General features: G+C 70.0%; 14 protein-coding genes. 7 read left to right on the top strand and 7 right to left on the bottom strand.

Annotation, left to right across the window (positions count from 1 at the left end; genetic code table 11):
• Positions 1-4: 4 nt before the first annotated feature.
• Together AB8M46_RS01755 and AB8M46_RS01760 are read right to left on the bottom strand one after the other, a co-directional pair.
• Positions 5-973, bottom strand: a complete 969-nt coding sequence (locus AB8M46_RS01755; RefSeq protein WP_394359357.1) for a zinc-binding dehydrogenase — start codon at positions 971-973, stop codon at positions 5-7.
• A gap of 33 nt (positions 974-1,006) precedes the next feature.
• Positions 1,007-2,365, bottom strand: coding sequence for a PLP-dependent aminotransferase family protein (locus tag AB8M46_RS01760; RefSeq protein WP_394359358.1), 1,359 nt, complete (start codon positions 2,363-2,365; stop codon positions 1,007-1,009).
• A gap of 81 nt (positions 2,366-2,446) precedes the next feature.
• Between AB8M46_RS01760 and AB8M46_RS01765 the strand changes: the two genes are divergently transcribed.
• On the top strand, positions 2,447-3,100 hold the full coding sequence (locus AB8M46_RS01765) for a pyridoxamine 5'-phosphate oxidase family protein (RefSeq protein WP_037342079.1): 654 nt from the start codon (positions 2,447-2,449) through the stop codon (positions 3,098-3,100).
• A gap of 78 nt (positions 3,101-3,178) precedes the next feature.
• On the opposite strand, the gene AB8M46_RS01770 is transcribed toward AB8M46_RS01765, so the two are convergent.
• On the bottom strand, positions 3,179-4,615 hold the full coding sequence (locus AB8M46_RS01770) for a sensor histidine kinase (protein WP_394359359.1): 1,437 nt from the start codon (positions 4,613-4,615) through the stop codon (positions 3,179-3,181).
• The gene (locus AB8M46_RS01775) at positions 4,612-5,307 is read right to left on the bottom strand and encodes a response regulator transcription factor (protein ID WP_037342077.1); all 696 of its coding nucleotides are present in this window, start codon (positions 5,305-5,307) and stop codon (positions 4,612-4,614) included. The genes AB8M46_RS01770 and AB8M46_RS01775 overlap by 4 nt, the downstream gene beginning before the upstream one ends.
• 137 nt (positions 5,308-5,444) lie before the next feature.
• Between AB8M46_RS01775 and AB8M46_RS01780 the strand changes: the two genes are divergently transcribed.
• The 6 genes from AB8M46_RS01780 to AB8M46_RS01805 all read left to right on the top strand — a co-directional run bounded on the left by AB8M46_RS01780 (position 5,445) and on the right by AB8M46_RS01805 (position 10,673).
• Positions 5,445-6,791 (top strand): ferric reductase-like transmembrane domain-containing protein, encoded by a 1,347-nt coding sequence (locus tag AB8M46_RS01780; protein WP_394359360.1) that lies wholly within the window; start codon positions 5,445-5,447, stop codon positions 6,789-6,791.
• Positions 6,792-6,808: 17 nt separating this feature from the next.
• On the top strand, positions 6,809-7,228 hold the full coding sequence (locus AB8M46_RS01785) for an FMN-binding protein (RefSeq protein ID WP_394359361.1): 420 nt from the start codon (positions 6,809-6,811) through the stop codon (positions 7,226-7,228).
• The gene (locus tag AB8M46_RS01790) at positions 7,225-7,962 is read left to right on the top strand and encodes an FAD:protein FMN transferase (protein WP_394359362.1); all 738 of its coding nucleotides are present in this window, start codon (positions 7,225-7,227) and stop codon (positions 7,960-7,962) included. Before AB8M46_RS01785 ends, AB8M46_RS01790 begins: the two co-directional genes overlap by 4 nt.
• A 42-nt stretch (positions 7,963-8,004) precedes the next feature.
• Positions 8,005-8,385 (top strand): VOC family protein, encoded by a 381-nt coding sequence (locus AB8M46_RS01795; RefSeq protein WP_125736798.1) that lies wholly within the window; start codon positions 8,005-8,007, stop codon positions 8,383-8,385.
• The gene (locus AB8M46_RS01800) at positions 8,382-9,206 is read left to right on the top strand and encodes a class I SAM-dependent methyltransferase (protein ID WP_394359363.1); all 825 of its coding nucleotides are present in this window, start codon (positions 8,382-8,384) and stop codon (positions 9,204-9,206) included. Before AB8M46_RS01795 ends, AB8M46_RS01800 begins: the two co-directional genes overlap by 4 nt.
• Before the next feature lie 453 nt (positions 9,207-9,659).
• The gene (locus tag AB8M46_RS01805; protein WP_394359364.1) at positions 9,660-10,673 is read left to right on the top strand and encodes an asparaginase; all 1,014 of its coding nucleotides are present in this window, start codon (positions 9,660-9,662) and stop codon (positions 10,671-10,673) included.
• 46 nt (positions 10,674-10,719) lie between these two features.
• Here the strand turns inward: AB8M46_RS01805 and AB8M46_RS01810 are convergent, their stop codons facing one another.
• The 3 genes from AB8M46_RS01810 to AB8M46_RS01820 all read right to left on the bottom strand — a co-directional run bounded on the left by AB8M46_RS01810 (position 10,720) and on the right by AB8M46_RS01820 (position 13,228).
• Positions 10,720-11,199, bottom strand: coding sequence for a cysteine dioxygenase (locus tag AB8M46_RS01810; RefSeq protein ID WP_394359365.1), 480 nt, complete (start codon positions 11,197-11,199; stop codon positions 10,720-10,722).
• Between the two features lie 272 nt (positions 11,200-11,471).
• Positions 11,472-12,485: an NAD(P)H-dependent glycerol-3-phosphate dehydrogenase gene (locus AB8M46_RS01815; protein WP_199755182.1), complete on the bottom strand. Its 1,014-nt coding sequence runs from the start codon at positions 12,483-12,485 to the stop codon at positions 11,472-11,474.
• Complete coding sequence (locus AB8M46_RS01820) at positions 12,485-13,228, bottom strand: 1-acyl-sn-glycerol-3-phosphate acyltransferase (RefSeq protein ID WP_037342066.1); 744 nt, start codon at positions 13,226-13,228, stop codon at positions 12,485-12,487. Before AB8M46_RS01820 ends, AB8M46_RS01815 begins: the two co-directional genes overlap by 1 nt.
• Between the last annotated feature and the right edge of the window lie 43 nt (positions 13,229-13,271).

Here is a 13,271-nt window from a genome sequence, read left to right on the forward strand (position 1 = left end):
GCGCTCAGGGCAGGAGCAGGCTCTTCCCGGTGTACCGCCGCGCCTCGATGTCCGAGTGCGCGGCGGACGCCTCCGCCAGCGGATACGTCCGCCCGATGACCGGGGTCACCGTTCCTTCGGCCGCCCGCCGCAGGATCTCCCGCACCCGGCGCGCGTTGTCGGGCCAGAACCCGACCAGCTGCGCCATGTCCACAACGGACAGCCGGGCGCGGTCGGCGTCACCGATCACGGCCTCCGCCCCGCTGGACATGCCGTAGCCGGAGAAGCGTCCGCCGTTGCCCAGCAAGGTCAAGGATGCGGCGCCGAGTTCACCTCCGACGCCGTCGAAGACCACGTCCAGCCGGTGGCCTCCCGTGCGGGCGAGGACCTCCCCCGTCCAGTCCGCCGCCGAGTAGTCGACCGGCTCGGCGCCCAGTTTCCGCGCGATCGCCGCCTTTTCCTCGCCTCGGACCGCCGCGACGACCGTCGCGCCCGCGGCGCGGGCGAGCTGCACCAGGACACTGCCGAGTCCGCCCACGCCCGGCATCACCAGGACCCGCTCGCCGGCGGCGACCGGGGTCTTCTCCAGCAACGCCAGCGCGGTACTGCCGTCGTCGAACAGGGCCACCGCGTGCCGGGGATCCAGCTTCTCCGGGATCGCGAAGGTGTCGTCCGGCAGCGCGACGACCGTGTCCGCGTATCCCCCGCCATAACCGCCCGGCGCGTGGGTGAGGACCGCCTTGCCCAGCCAGTCCTCGTCGACGCCGTCGCCCACCGCGTCGACGGTGCCCGCCACCGCCCCGCCCGGGACGTACGGCGGCTCGACGGCGAACACGTCGGGACCGTCACCTCGCCGGATGAGGGCGTCGAGCCAGCCGACCCCGGCCGCCGTCACCGTGACACGGAGCTCCCCCGCGCCGGGCTCGGGAGTGGGCACTTCTACCTGCTCGAGGACGCCAGGATCGCCGAACCGGGACACTCTGATCTCACGCATGAACGCAAGCTATGACCTCCAGCTTGGTCGAGGTCAACCGAGCACGGCGATCAGCGGTTTGAGCGCGGTGTGGAGCGCCTCGCGCGAGCAGCCCGCGTAACCGATGAGGTTCCCGAACACCGTCGGAGTCCCGGCGAAGTGCCGGGCCAGCCCGTCGAGCCGGATCCCGGCGCGTTCCGCCGCCGCCATCCGCGCCGTCTCCTCCGCCGCGGATCCACAAGGGACGACCAGATGCGCGCCCGCGTCGTCGCCGAGCACCGGGATCCCCGCGGACGTCAGCGCGGCCGACACCAGGGACCGGCGCTCCGACAGTTCCCGCCGGAGTTTGCGCAGATGCCTGCCGAGATCGCCGTGCCGCGCCAGTTCGGCGAGTACCCGCTGCCCCGCGGGCGACGGCCGCGTTCCGGTCGCCTCGCGGTACTCCAGCACCGCGGCCGCGACCGGGGCGGGCGCGACCATCCAGCCCGCGCCCAGCGCCGGGGTGAGGATCTTGCTGGTGGTCCCGAGATGCGCGACGACGTCGGGCGCGAGCGCGGCCAGCAACGGCAGCGGCGCGACGTCGAACCGCAGCTCGCCGTCGTAGTCGTCCTCGATCACCAGCATGCCTTGGGCACGGGCGAGCTCGACCAGGTCGACGCGGCGCGACGCGCTCATCCGGCTGCCGAGCGGATACTGATGCGCGGGCGAGCAGTACACCGCGCGCACGTCGGCGGGAACGGCGTCCGGGCGCAGGCCCTCTTCGTCGACCGGGACGGGCACGACCTCCATCCCCGCCCGGCGGAACGCCTGCACGGCCCGCTGATAACCCGGCTCCTCGATCGCGACGCGGTCCCCGCGCGAGAGCATCGCGCCCGCGAGTTCGATCACCGCGGCCGTGGTCCCGCCGGTCGCGAGCACCGTTCCGGCCGCGAGACCGCGGTGACGCAGCAGATGTTCGGACACGGCGTCCCGGTACGCGCGCAGCCCGGCCCGGTCCTCGCGATAGGTCGGGCGCGGATCGGCGGCGGCCCGCCACGCGCGGCGCCAAGCGGCCTTCTCGACGCCGTCGGCCCACGGGACCCCCGGGGTGAGGTCGACCAGCGTGGGCGGCGCGGCGGGTGTTCCGGGCGCGGGCCCTTTCGACGGCCTGTCCGCGGGCGGTGTGGTGGTGACATACGTGCCGGAGCCGTGGCGGCCGGCGATCCAGCCCTCCGCGTGGAGCTGCTCGTACGCGGCCGACGTCACCGTCCGGCTGACGCCGAGACGGCTCGCGAGCGCCCTGGTCGAGGGCAGCCTGTCCCCGCCGCGCAGATGCCCGTCGCCCGCGGCCGCGCGCAACGCGTCGGCCAGCTGGACCGCGAGCGGGACGGCCGAATCGCGGTCGAGACTGACCGGCAGGGCGGTGTCGGACATGGCGTACTCCTGAAGTGGACTTCTCAAGTATAGGAGAATTGGACATTATTACAGGCCACTCTCCTGGGTGAGACTGGTCGCATGTCCACCCCGCTCTCTCCCACCGACCGGACCACCCTCGGCCGCAAGAAGAACCGCGCGCTCACCGACCGCTCGGCGCTGTACGCGGTGCTCGACGAAGGCCTGATATGCCATCTGGGCGTCGTGCGCGACGGCGTCCCGCTGGTGATCCCGACCGGCTACGGCCGCGACGGGAACACGCTCTACCTGCACGGATCCACCGGGGCGAGGAGTATGCGCGACTCCGACGGCGTCGAGGTCTGCGTCACGGTGACCCTGCTCGACGGCATCGTCTACGCGCGCTCGATCAACAACCACTCGATGAACTACCGCAGCGCGGTGATCCTGGGGAAGGCCGCCGCGGTCACCGATCGCGACCGGAAGATGCACGGCCTCCACGTGCTGACCGACCACCTCGCGCCCGGTTCGTGGGAACACGCGCGGGACATCAACGCGAAGGAGTTCGCGTCCGTTTCGGTACTGGAGCTGGACCTCACCGAGGCGTCGGTGAAGATGCGCGGCGAAGGTCCCGACGATCCCGAGGACGAGGTCGCGGACGATCTCGCGTGGGCGGGGGTGCTGCCGGTGCGGACCGTGTTCGGGGAGCCGGAGCCGTCGGTGGACCTGGTCGGTGAGTGGACGGTGCCGGACCATGTGAAGCGGCGGGTCGGGTAGCACTCGCGGATGTCATGAAAGGGCCGTTCAGGACATTTTTCGTCCTGAACGGCCCTTTCATGACACTCGGGAAGGGGCTTACGAGCGGTGGCGCGGCAGCCGCACGGTGAACGTCGTCGCCCCCGGCACACTCTCGACCTCGATCGTCCCGCCGTGCGCCGAAACCAGCGAGAGCACCACCGAGAGCCCGAGCCCGGTCCCGCCGTTGCCGCGCGTGCGGGCGGTGTCGACCCGGTAGAACCGGTCGAAGATCCGTTCCCGCGCTTCCGGCGGGATCCCGGGCCCGGCGTCGCTCACCCGCAGGACGACCTCGGAATCCGACGCCGCGGCCGACAACGTCACCGCGGTCCCGGGCGGCGTGTGCACCGCGGCGTTGGCGAGCAGATTGTCCAGCACCTGCCGCAGGCGCACCGGATCCGCTTGCAGGACAACACCTTCCGGTAACGCGCCGACGCTCAGCGGATGCTCCGGGCGTCCGGCCGCGAAGGCCTCCCCCGCGTCGGTGACCAGCTCGGCGAGGTCGACATCGACCAGCCGCAACGGTGGTTCGCTCTCCGGCGCGTCGAGGCGCGCGAGGAGCAGGAGGTCGTCGACGAGCACGCTCATCCGCTGCGTCTCTTCCCGGATCTTCGCCAGATGCGCCTCGCGTTCGGCGGGTTCGTTCGCCGCGGCGTAGCGGAAAAGCTCGGCGTAGCCCCGGATCGACGTCAGCGGCGTGCGCAGTTCGTGGGAGGCGTCGGCGATGAACCGCCGCAATCGTTCGTTCGCCTCCCGGCGTGCGACCAGCGAGGAATCCAGATGCGCCAACATGACGTTGAACGCCGTCCGCAGTTCCTCGACCTCGGCGCCGCCGCCGTTCGCCCGCGCGCGCACCGGGAGATCGGCGTTCGTGGTGAGGTCGTGCGACGCGATGTCGTGCGCCGTCCCGGCCATGTCGCTCAGCGGCCGCAGCCCGCGCCGCAGCACGAGCCGTCCCGCGATCACCAGTACCGCGAGCGCCAGCAGGAACGCGACGACCTCGACCATGATCAGCTGGCTGACCGTCCGGTCCAGATCCGCCTGCGGCGCGGCGCTGACCAGCACGATGTTCCGCGTCGGTTCGATCGGGCACGCCCGGACGCGGTACGTGCCCTTGTCCTCGATGTAGACGGTGCGCAGGACCTCGGTCCGCGTCGCGTCCTCGGCGACCTTTTCGAGCGCTTTCGTGTCCGGCGGCAGGGAACCGCCCGTCTGCGGCAGCGCGTCGCCGTTCTGCACCGCGAAGACCGCGGAGAACCAGCCGTAGGCCTGCTGCGGTTTCCCGCCGTGCGTGGTGCGCAGCGACGGCACCTGGCTGATCTGGGTCTTGGCGAGCTGTTCGTCGAGCCGGTCGTTCAGATAGCCCTTCATGATGCCGACCATCACGGTGCCGACGACGGCGAACACGACCAGCGCCAGCGCGCCGAGCCCGAGCGCCAGCCGGGTTCCGAGCCTCGACCGGCGCCAGGCGTCGTACCACCGGCGCACCATCTTCATCTCGCCGCCTGCCGCACGACGTAGCCCACGCCGCGCACGGTGTGGATCAGCGGTTCGTCGCCCGTGTCGAGTTTGCGGCGCAGATGCGAGATGACGAGTTCGACCACATTGGACCGGCCGCCGAAGTCGTACTCCCAGACGTGGTCGAGGATCTGCGCCTTCGTCATCACCGTGGGCGAATGCCGCATGAGATAGCGCAGCAGTTCGTATTCGGTCGGGGTCAGGTCGGCCGGTTCGCCGTCGCGGGCGACCTCGCGGGTGTCCTCGTTGAGGGTCAGGTCGCCGACCCGCAGCACCGCGGCCTTGGCCTGGTTGGTGCTCCGTCGCAGGACCGCGCGCAGCCGCGCCATCAATTCCTCGACGGAGAACGGTTTCACGAGGTAGTCGTCACCGCCCCGGGTGAGCCCGGCGACGCGGTCCGCGGTCGCGTCCTTCGCGGTGAGGAAGACCACGGGCACCGCCGTCCCGGCTTCGCGGAGCTTGTCCAGCACGGTGAACCCGTCGATCCCGGGCAGCATCAGGTCGAGCACGACGATGTCGGGCACGAATTCGGCCGCCTTGGCCAGCGCGGCCTCGCCCGATCCGGCGGTCACGGCCTGCCAGCCCTCGTAGCGGGCGACGGTGGCCACCAGATCGGCGATATGCGGCTCGTCGTCCACCACCAGCAGGCGCACGGGGTTCTCGGTGTTCACAAAGGCCATCCTCCGTGAACGCGCGCGCGAGGGCGAGGCGGGACCGCATACGACAGCAAGCCGACAGCTTCCGCCAAGAAAGGTCACAGGTTGGCACAGCAGGCTCGGCACTTGAACCGGACCGGAAGGGACCACGTGTGACCACCATGACGCAGACCGCCGTGAGACCGCGCCCGGCGATCCGGCCCAGGATCGCCGCGCGCGCCGGGCTCTTCCTCTTCCTCGGGGCCAACGTGGCCGCCGTGACCGTGCTGTTCTTCGCCGCCGGGCCGTCGGACAACGTGCTCATCAGCGTCGGCAGGCTCGCCGGGCTGTACGGGGCGCTGACGATGGCGTTCCAGTTGCTGCTGGTCGCCCGGCTGCCGTGGCTCGACCGCCGCCTGGGGATGGACCGGCTCACCGGCTGGCACCGCTGGACCGGGTTCGGCCTGCTGTGGACGCTGCTCGCCCATTTCGTGTTCATCGTCTTCGGCTACGCGCAGGTCGAGGACAACGGTGTGGTCGACGAGTTCGTCACGATGGTGACCAAACTGGAGGGGATCCTGCGCGCCGTCGTCGCGTTCGCGCTGATCTTGCTCGTCGGCGCGGTCTCCGCCCGGTTCGCCCGGCGACGGCTGGCGTACGAGACCTGGCATTTCATCCACCTCTACACCTACGCCGCGGTCGTGCTGGCGTTCACGCATCAAATCGCGCTGGGCGGATCGTTCGCTTCTTCGCCGGGAGCCCAGGTCTACTGGTGGGCGGTGTGGGGCGTCGCGCTCGGCTCCGTCGTCGCCGGCCGGGTGGTGCTGCCGCTGGCGCGGAATCTGCGGCACCGCTTGAAGGTCGTCGCCGTGGTCCCCGAATCCCACGACGTCGTCTCGGTGTACATCTCCGGCAAGGACCTCGACAAGATGCCCGCGAGGGCGGGTCAGTTCTTCCTGTGGCGCTTCATGACGCGGGATCGTTGGTGGCAGGCGAATCCGTTCTCCCTCTCCGCCGCGCCGGACGGCCGCACCCTGCGGCTGACCGCGAAGGCCGCCGGCGACGGCAGCGCGTCCTTGCGGTCGCTCAAGGTCGGCACCCGAGTGTTCGCCGAAGGCCCGTACGGCGCGTTCACCACGATGCACCAACAGAAGCCGGACGCGCTGCTGGTCGCGGGCGGCGTCGGGATCACCCCGATCCGCGCGTTGCTGGAGGAGATCTCCGGGCACGTCGTGGTGCTCTACCGCGTCCGCGACGAACGCGACGCCGTCCTCCTGCCGGAGCTGATCGGTTTGGCGCGGGCGCGCGGCGCGGCCGTCCGAGTCCTCAGTGGACCGTCCGATCAGGCCGGTCCGGTACTCGGTGCCCCCAATCTGCGGCGGCTGGTGCCGGATATCGCGGACCGGGACGTCTTCGTCTGCGGCCCGCCCGGGATGACTTCGGCGACCCTGCGCAGCCTGCGGGAACTGCGGGTGCCGGGCGGCCAGGTCCACGCCGAACGTTTCAGCCTCGCCGCCTGAACCAGGGAGACCCGATCATGAAGAAGACCATCGTCGCGGCCACGGTCGCCCTGTCGGCCGCCGGGTTCCTCGGTGTGTGGCTGTACGAGCCTGGCCCGCTCGGCTCGGAGACCGTGTCGGTCGCGGCGCCCGCCCCGGCACCGTCGTCGAGTGCGGACGGTGGAGCGTCCGAGGGCGCCGAGCGCACCCTCGACGGCTCGGTGGAGAGCAACCGGTACGGCACCGTGCAGGTGCGGCTGGTGATCTCGGCCGAGGACAAAATCGCCGAAGTCCGTCTGCTGCAGCGGCCGACGAGCGGCCGAGGGGTCGACGCGATCCCGATCCTGCAGGAGGAGACGCTGACCGCGCAGAGCGCCGACATCGACACCGTTTCCGGGGCGACGTCGACGAGCGAGTCGTACGTCAAATCGCTGCAGGCGGCGCTGGACGCCAGATGAACCGCGTCGAACAGGTGATGGGGTTGCCGGTCTCGGTCGACGTCCGGGCGGGCGGCGGGCTCGTCGACCACGCCATCGACGGCGTGTTCGGCTGGCTGCGGGAGGTCGACGTGCGGTTCAGCCCGTTCAAGCCCGACAGCGAGGTCTGCCGCTACGACCGCGGCGAACTCTCGCCTTCGGAACTGAGCGACGACCTCCTGGAAGTGCTTTCGCTGTGCGACCACTACGAACGGCTGTCCGGCGGGGCGTTCACCGCCCGGCTCCCCGGACGGCGGCTCGATCCGAACGCGGTGGTCAAGGGCTGGGCGGTGCAGCAGGCGGCGTCGCTGTTGCTGGCCGAGGGATTGGACGTGTTCTGCATCAACGCCGGCGGCGACGTGGTCACCTCCGGCGAACCGGAACCCGGGCGCGCCTGGCGGGTCGGCATCCGGCATCCCGAACGGCCCGACGCGGTCTGCGCCGTGGTGGAATCCTCCGGCGGCGCGGTCGCGACGTCGGCCGAATACGAACGCGGCGCGCATATCCTGGACGGCCGGACCGGGCGCCCGCCCGTCGGGCTGCTGAGCGTCACGGTCGCCGCCGACGACCTCGTCACCGCGGATTCCCTCGCGACGGCCGCCTTCGCGATGGGGACGGAAGGGATCGCGTGGGTCGCGTCGCGGCCGGGCTGCCAGGTGCTGGTCATCGACGCGGAACGGCAGGTGCACCGGTCGCCGGGGCTGCGGCTGGCGTAAACCGTTGGCCGGGTTCCGCGGGCTCGGGCAGACTGCGGCGTCATGACCTCTGTCGTACAGAACTTCTTCTTCGACTGCGCCGACGCCTACGAACTGGGCCGGTTCTGGAGCGGTGTCGTCGGCAAACCGATGGCGGACGACGATCAGCCCGGCGATCCCGAGGCGATCATCGAGATGGACAACGGTGTCACGCTGTTCTTCGGGCAGGTCCCGGAGCCGAAGACGGTGAAGAACCGGATCCATCTCTGCCTCACCCCGGACATCCCGCGCGACGAAGAGGTGGAGCGTCTGCTGAAGCTCGGCGCGACCCTCCTGCACGACCGGCGCAATCCCGACGGCACCGGCTGGGCCGTCCTCGGAGACCCCGAAGGCAACGAATTCTGCGTGCTGCGCAGCGCCGCCGAGAAGGCCGCGACGTCGTGACGGATTACGTGACGGTCAACCGGGCGAACTGGGACGAACGCGCTCCCGCGCACGCCGCTTCGGCCGACTACGGCTACGAGAAGTTCGTCGCGGATCCGACGCATCTCAGCGGCGTGGTCACCTTCGACCAGCCACTGCTCGGCGACGTCTCCGGCGCGCGCGGGGTCCACCTCCAGTGCCATATCGGCACGGACACGCTTTCCCTGTCCCGCCTCGGCGCCCGGATGACCGGTCTCGACTTTTCCGCGCCCGCGCTGGAGATCGCGCGACGGCTGGCCGCCGAGACCGGCGCGGAGATCGACTACCACGAGTCCGATGTGTACAGTGCCGCCGACGTGCTGGGCGCCGGGGAATTCGACCTCGTCTACACGGGGATCGGCGCGATCTGCTGGCTGCCGGACATCGCCCGCTGGGGACAGGTCGTCGGGCAGCTGCTGAAGCCGGGCGGACGGCTGTTCATCCGCGACATGCACCCGATGCTGGGCACTCTCGACGAGACGCAGCCCCAGATCACGCCGAAGTACCCGTATTTCGAGCAGGCCGAACCGCTGGTGTTCGACGAGCCGGGGACCTATGTGGACACCGACGTTTCGTTCCAGCACAACCGGACGCACGAATGGAACCACGGGCTGGGCGAGATCGTCATGTCGCTGCTCGACGCTGGGCTGACACTGACGCGGCTGGCGGAGCACGACAGCGTGCCGTGGAACGCGCTGCCGGGGTTCATGACCTTGAACGAGGCGACCGAGGAATGGCGGCTGACCGAGGATCCGCAGCGGCTGGCGGCGAGTTTCACCATCGAGGCGGTCAAGGCACGGTGAGCATTTAAGTCACATAAGCGCTGGTCAAGCGACTGACGGGGGCTTACTGCATCGGCCTGCCATCTTCTCGAATGTCCACAAGAGACACTTTCGGGGTGACGGTGCCCGATTCAGGCGTATTACACAGGGGTCGTGAGTGGCAATGAGCGTTAGAACCCTCATCGCCACTCACGACCCCGACCAGAAACCGTGCATATGCGCATCAAACGGACATCCAGCCCGAGTCATCAAGAGGGGCACCGACCAGCGCTTATGCGACTTTGCCGGGCCCTTCGGCTGAGCCGAGGGAAGGGGCCTTCACGTACTTGTCGGGCATAGCGTTCTGAAGGCCCCCTTCGGGACGCTGGATGTCTCAAAGGTGGCCTTCAGGGCATCGCTTCTGTCCGGGCCTGGGCGCCCAGCGGCCGTGTCACATTCGCCTTGCCCTTCACAAAGTTTTGGGAAGATGTCCGTATGAGCGTCTCCCCTGAGAAACGGCCCCTTGTCGCCGTCGCCGCCCTGGGCGGCACCATCTCCATGGTCCCCGGTGACGGCGAAGACCACGCCGTCCCCCGGCTCACCGCCGCCGACCTGCTCGGCGACCTCGGCGAGAACCTCGAGATGGACGTCCGCGCGGAGACGCTGGCGGGGATTTCCAGCGCCTCGATGGACTTCGCGACCCTGATCAGGACGCGGGACTGGGCCGCCCGGGCCGTCGACGAAGGCGCTGAAGGCGTCGTCGTGATCCAGGGCACGGACACGCTCGAAGAGACCGCGTACTTCTTCGAGCTGACGTGGGCTTCCGAGGCGCCCATCGTGATCACCGGTGCGATGCGCAACCCCAGCCTGCCCAGCGCCGACGGCGCGGGGAACATCCTCGCCGCGCTGACCGTCGCCGCCGATCCCCGCAGCCGGGGCCGCGGCTCGCTGGTCGCGTTCAACGACGACGTCCACGCCGGACGCTGGGTCCGGAAGACGCATTCGAGCCACGTCGAGGCGTTCTCCTCGGCCCCCGCCGGCCCGCTCGCCCTGGTCAGCGAAGGTTTGGTTCACTACTTCCATCCGGCGGCCGCCCGTCCGGCGGCGTTGCCGCTGGAGAACGCGGACTTCTCCGGGCTGGTGCCGATCGTCGAGAGCGGCGTCGAGGACACCGGCGAACTCCTGGAAACGCTGGTCAAGGCCGGGGTCAAGGGAGTGGTGCTCGCCGCCAACGGCGCCGGGCACGTTTCGGCGGGGTCCGCCGACGTGATCGAGCGGGCCCTGGCGGAGGTGCCGATCGTGGTCGCCGGCCGCACCGGTGCCGGGCCGACGTTCCGCGGCACCTACGGCTTCCGGGGTTCGGAGTCGGATCTGATCGCGATGGGCGCAACGATGGCGGGCTGGCTGGACCCGCGCAAATCCCGGCTCCTGCTGCACACCCTGCTCGCCACCGGCGCCTCCCGGGAGCGCGTCGAAGCCGAATTCCGCCTGCGCGGCGACCTCGCCTGATGCCCGCGTTTAGTCCTCTGAATGCGTAAGGAACGCATTCAGAGGACTAAACGCGAGAGGGGCCTGAGATGGGGTCCAGGTGGTACGGCCGCATGGCGCGGGGCCGGTGCCGGTAGACGTGCACGCTGACGGCGGGATCCGGGCCGTCGTTGCGCACTTCGTGGATGTAGCCGGGGCCGAAGACGCGGGACTGCCCTTCCGACAGCGAGTGCAGCTCGGTCACTGCCCGTCCGTCGGTCGCGCGCCGGGCGACGGTCTCGCTCAGCTTCCCGCTGACGACGGTGAACGCGCCCGCGGCGAACTCGTGGTCGTGCAGGTCGGTGTGCTGGCCGGGCAGCCAGCTCATCAACCAGATCTCCTGCAGTTCGTCCGCGTCGACGAGCGCCGAAAAGCGCTCGTCGGGGTCGTAACGCAGCAGGTGCCGCCAGCGGTCACGGTCCGCGGCGAATTCGAGCGCGACGCGCACCGGGTGACGCAGGGCGGGGTTTTCGGGAATGACGAGTGTGTTGTCCGGGACGGCGAACATGGAGGTGTCCTCGCAGAAGAAAGAAGGTGTCGAGCAGGGGGTCGGGGCTGGGTTCACCGACAACAGCACTGCGCACACGAAAAACGCGCACACGCGACCGCACCAAGACCCGAGAGGCCCCGCGACACAGTCATCCCACGTGCGAACATGCTCCCAGCGAACCAGTGCGGAGCCCGGCGGTCAACAGATCTCATACCGTGGACCGTGAGTTCCGCACCTGACGTCCATGCTCGCAACACGGATCCGCCCCGGTCTGTCGCGATATTGCGGTCTCAGGACCACTCGTGCTTCTGCGACCGTCCGAGCAGTTCGGCTCCCGCACGCCGCGGGTCGACACCTTCGTGGCACACGCGGTGCATCGCGTCGGTGATCGGCATGTCGACACCGAGCCCCATCGCCAGTTCCCGGATCGACGTGCACGACTTGACACCCTCGGCGACCTGCCCGCCAGTGGCCGCCAGCGCCTGCTCCAACGTCTCGCCCCGGCCGAGCCGCTCGCCGAAGGTCCGGTTCCGCGACAACGGCGACGAACAGGTCGCCACCAGGTCTCCGACACCGGCGAGCCCGGCGAAGGTCAGCGGGTCGGCGCCGAGTTTCGCGCCGAGCCTGGCCATCTCGGCCAGCCCGCGGGTGATCAGCGTCGCGGTGGTGTTGGTGCCCAGCCCCAGCCCCGCCGCCATCCCGCAGCTGAGCGCGATGACGTTCTTGCACGCCCCGCCCAGCTCGCAGCCGACGACGTCGGTGTTGGTGTACGGCCGGAAGTACTGGTTGAAACTCGCCTGCTGGATCGCCTTGGCGTTGTCGTGGTCGGTGCACGCCAGCACCGCCGCCGCGGGCTGCCCCAGCGCGATCTCCTTCGCCAGGTTCGGCCCGGACACGACCACGATCTGCCCGTCGTCGACCCGCGCGATCTCGGCGATGACCTCGCTCATCCGCTTGAGCGTGCCCAGCTCGACACCCTTCGCGAGGCTCACGAGGATCGCGTCGGAGGGCAGCAGACCGGACCACTCCGAGAGATTGGTCCGCAACGTCTGGCTCGGCACCGCGAGGACCACGGCCTGCGCGCCGTCGAGGGCTTCGGCCGGATCGGCCGTCGCGGTGATCCGCTCCGGCAGTTCGATACCGGGTAAATAGGACGAATTGAGATGCCGCTCCCGGATATCGGCCGCGACCTCGGGCCGCCGGGCCCACATGGTCACGTCGCGACCGGCGTCGCCGAGCACCTTGGCGAACGCCGTCCCCCACGATCCGGCGCCGAGCACGGTCACCCGCTGGACCTCGGCCATCAGGCGTCGTCCTCCGGCTTCTTCGCGGGCGGTTCCTCCTGCCGGATCTCCGCGAGCAGCGCGGTGATCTCCGTCATCATCAGGTCGGTGACCTCGCGCAGCTTGGACGCGCTGCGGGTCGAACCGTTCTTGTAGGCCGAAAGGTCCATCGGCTCGCCGACCAGGTGCGTGATCTTCTTGCGCGGGAACGGCGTGAACTTCTTCGTGTAGCCGTTGAAGATGTGGTTCGTGCCCCAGCGGGCGATCGGGATCACCGGCACGTCGGTCTCCAGCGCGAGCCGCGCGGCCCCGGTGAACGGCTTCTTCGGCCAGCCGTCCGGGTCCTTGGTGATCGTCCCCTCCGGATAGATCACCACGACCTTGCCGTCACGCAACGCCTGGTGGGCGGCCTTGAGACTGTCGCCGGCGGCGGCCGAACCGCGGGACACCGGGATCTGCCCGGCGCCGACGAAGATCTTGCCGAAGAGCGGCGTCCTGGTCAGGCTCTCCTTGCCGAGGAACCGCGGCACCCGCTTCTGCCGGTGCACGAACACCGCGTCCACCGCCGGGTCCATGTGGGACACGTGGTTGAGCAGGAGCAGCGCGCCGCCTTCGCGGGGGATCCGCTCGGCGTTGCGGTAGACCCGCTTGCCGATGGCCGTCGCCGGGTAGAACAGTGCGGCGGCGATGCCCACCCAGATGCCGCCCTTCTCACGCCGGGCCAATTCGTCCTCCTCGAAGTCACACGTGTCGTCCCAGGCCATTGATCCTGCCGCGCGCATACGAGCGCGGTCCAGGGAGGGTCGG

The organism is Amycolatopsis sp. SB7-3 (assembly GCF_041021335.1).
Classification (GTDB): Bacteria; Actinomycetota; Actinomycetes; order Mycobacteriales; family Pseudonocardiaceae; genus Amycolatopsis; species Amycolatopsis japonica.

Coding starts and splice junctions, on each gene's coding strand:
- AB8M46_RS01820 (WP_037342066.1), bottom strand. CDS start 13,228: ATGGCCTGGGACGACACGTGTGACTTCGAGGAGGACGAATTGGCCCGG.
- AB8M46_RS01810 (WP_394359365.1), bottom strand. CDS start 11,199: ATGTTCGCCGTCCCGGACAACACACTCGTCATTCCCGAAAACCCCGCC.
- AB8M46_RS01790 (WP_394359362.1), top strand. CDS start 7,225: ATGAACCGCGTCGAACAGGTGATGGGGTTGCCGGTCTCGGTCGACGTC.
- AB8M46_RS01755 (WP_394359357.1), bottom strand. CDS start 973: ATGCGTGAGATCAGAGTGTCCCGGTTCGGCGATCCTGGCGTCCTCGAG.
- AB8M46_RS01765 (WP_037342079.1), top strand. CDS start 2,447: ATGTCCACCCCGCTCTCTCCCACCGACCGGACCACCCTCGGCCGCAAG.
- AB8M46_RS01785 (WP_394359361.1), top strand. CDS start 6,809: ATGAAGAAGACCATCGTCGCGGCCACGGTCGCCCTGTCGGCCGCCGGG.
- AB8M46_RS01760 (WP_394359358.1), bottom strand. CDS start 2,365: ATGTCCGACACCGCCCTGCCGGTCAGTCTCGACCGCGATTCGGCCGTC.
- AB8M46_RS01815 (WP_199755182.1), bottom strand. CDS start 12,485: ATGGCCGAGGTCCAGCGGGTGACCGTGCTCGGCGCCGGATCGTGGGGG.
- AB8M46_RS01805 (WP_394359364.1), top strand. CDS start 9,660: ATGAGCGTCTCCCCTGAGAAACGGCCCCTTGTCGCCGTCGCCGCCCTG.
- AB8M46_RS01770 (WP_394359359.1), bottom strand. CDS start 4,615: ATGAAGATGGTGCGCCGGTGGTACGACGCCTGGCGCCGGTCGAGGCTC.
- AB8M46_RS01795 (WP_125736798.1), top strand. CDS start 8,005: ATGACCTCTGTCGTACAGAACTTCTTCTTCGACTGCGCCGACGCCTAC.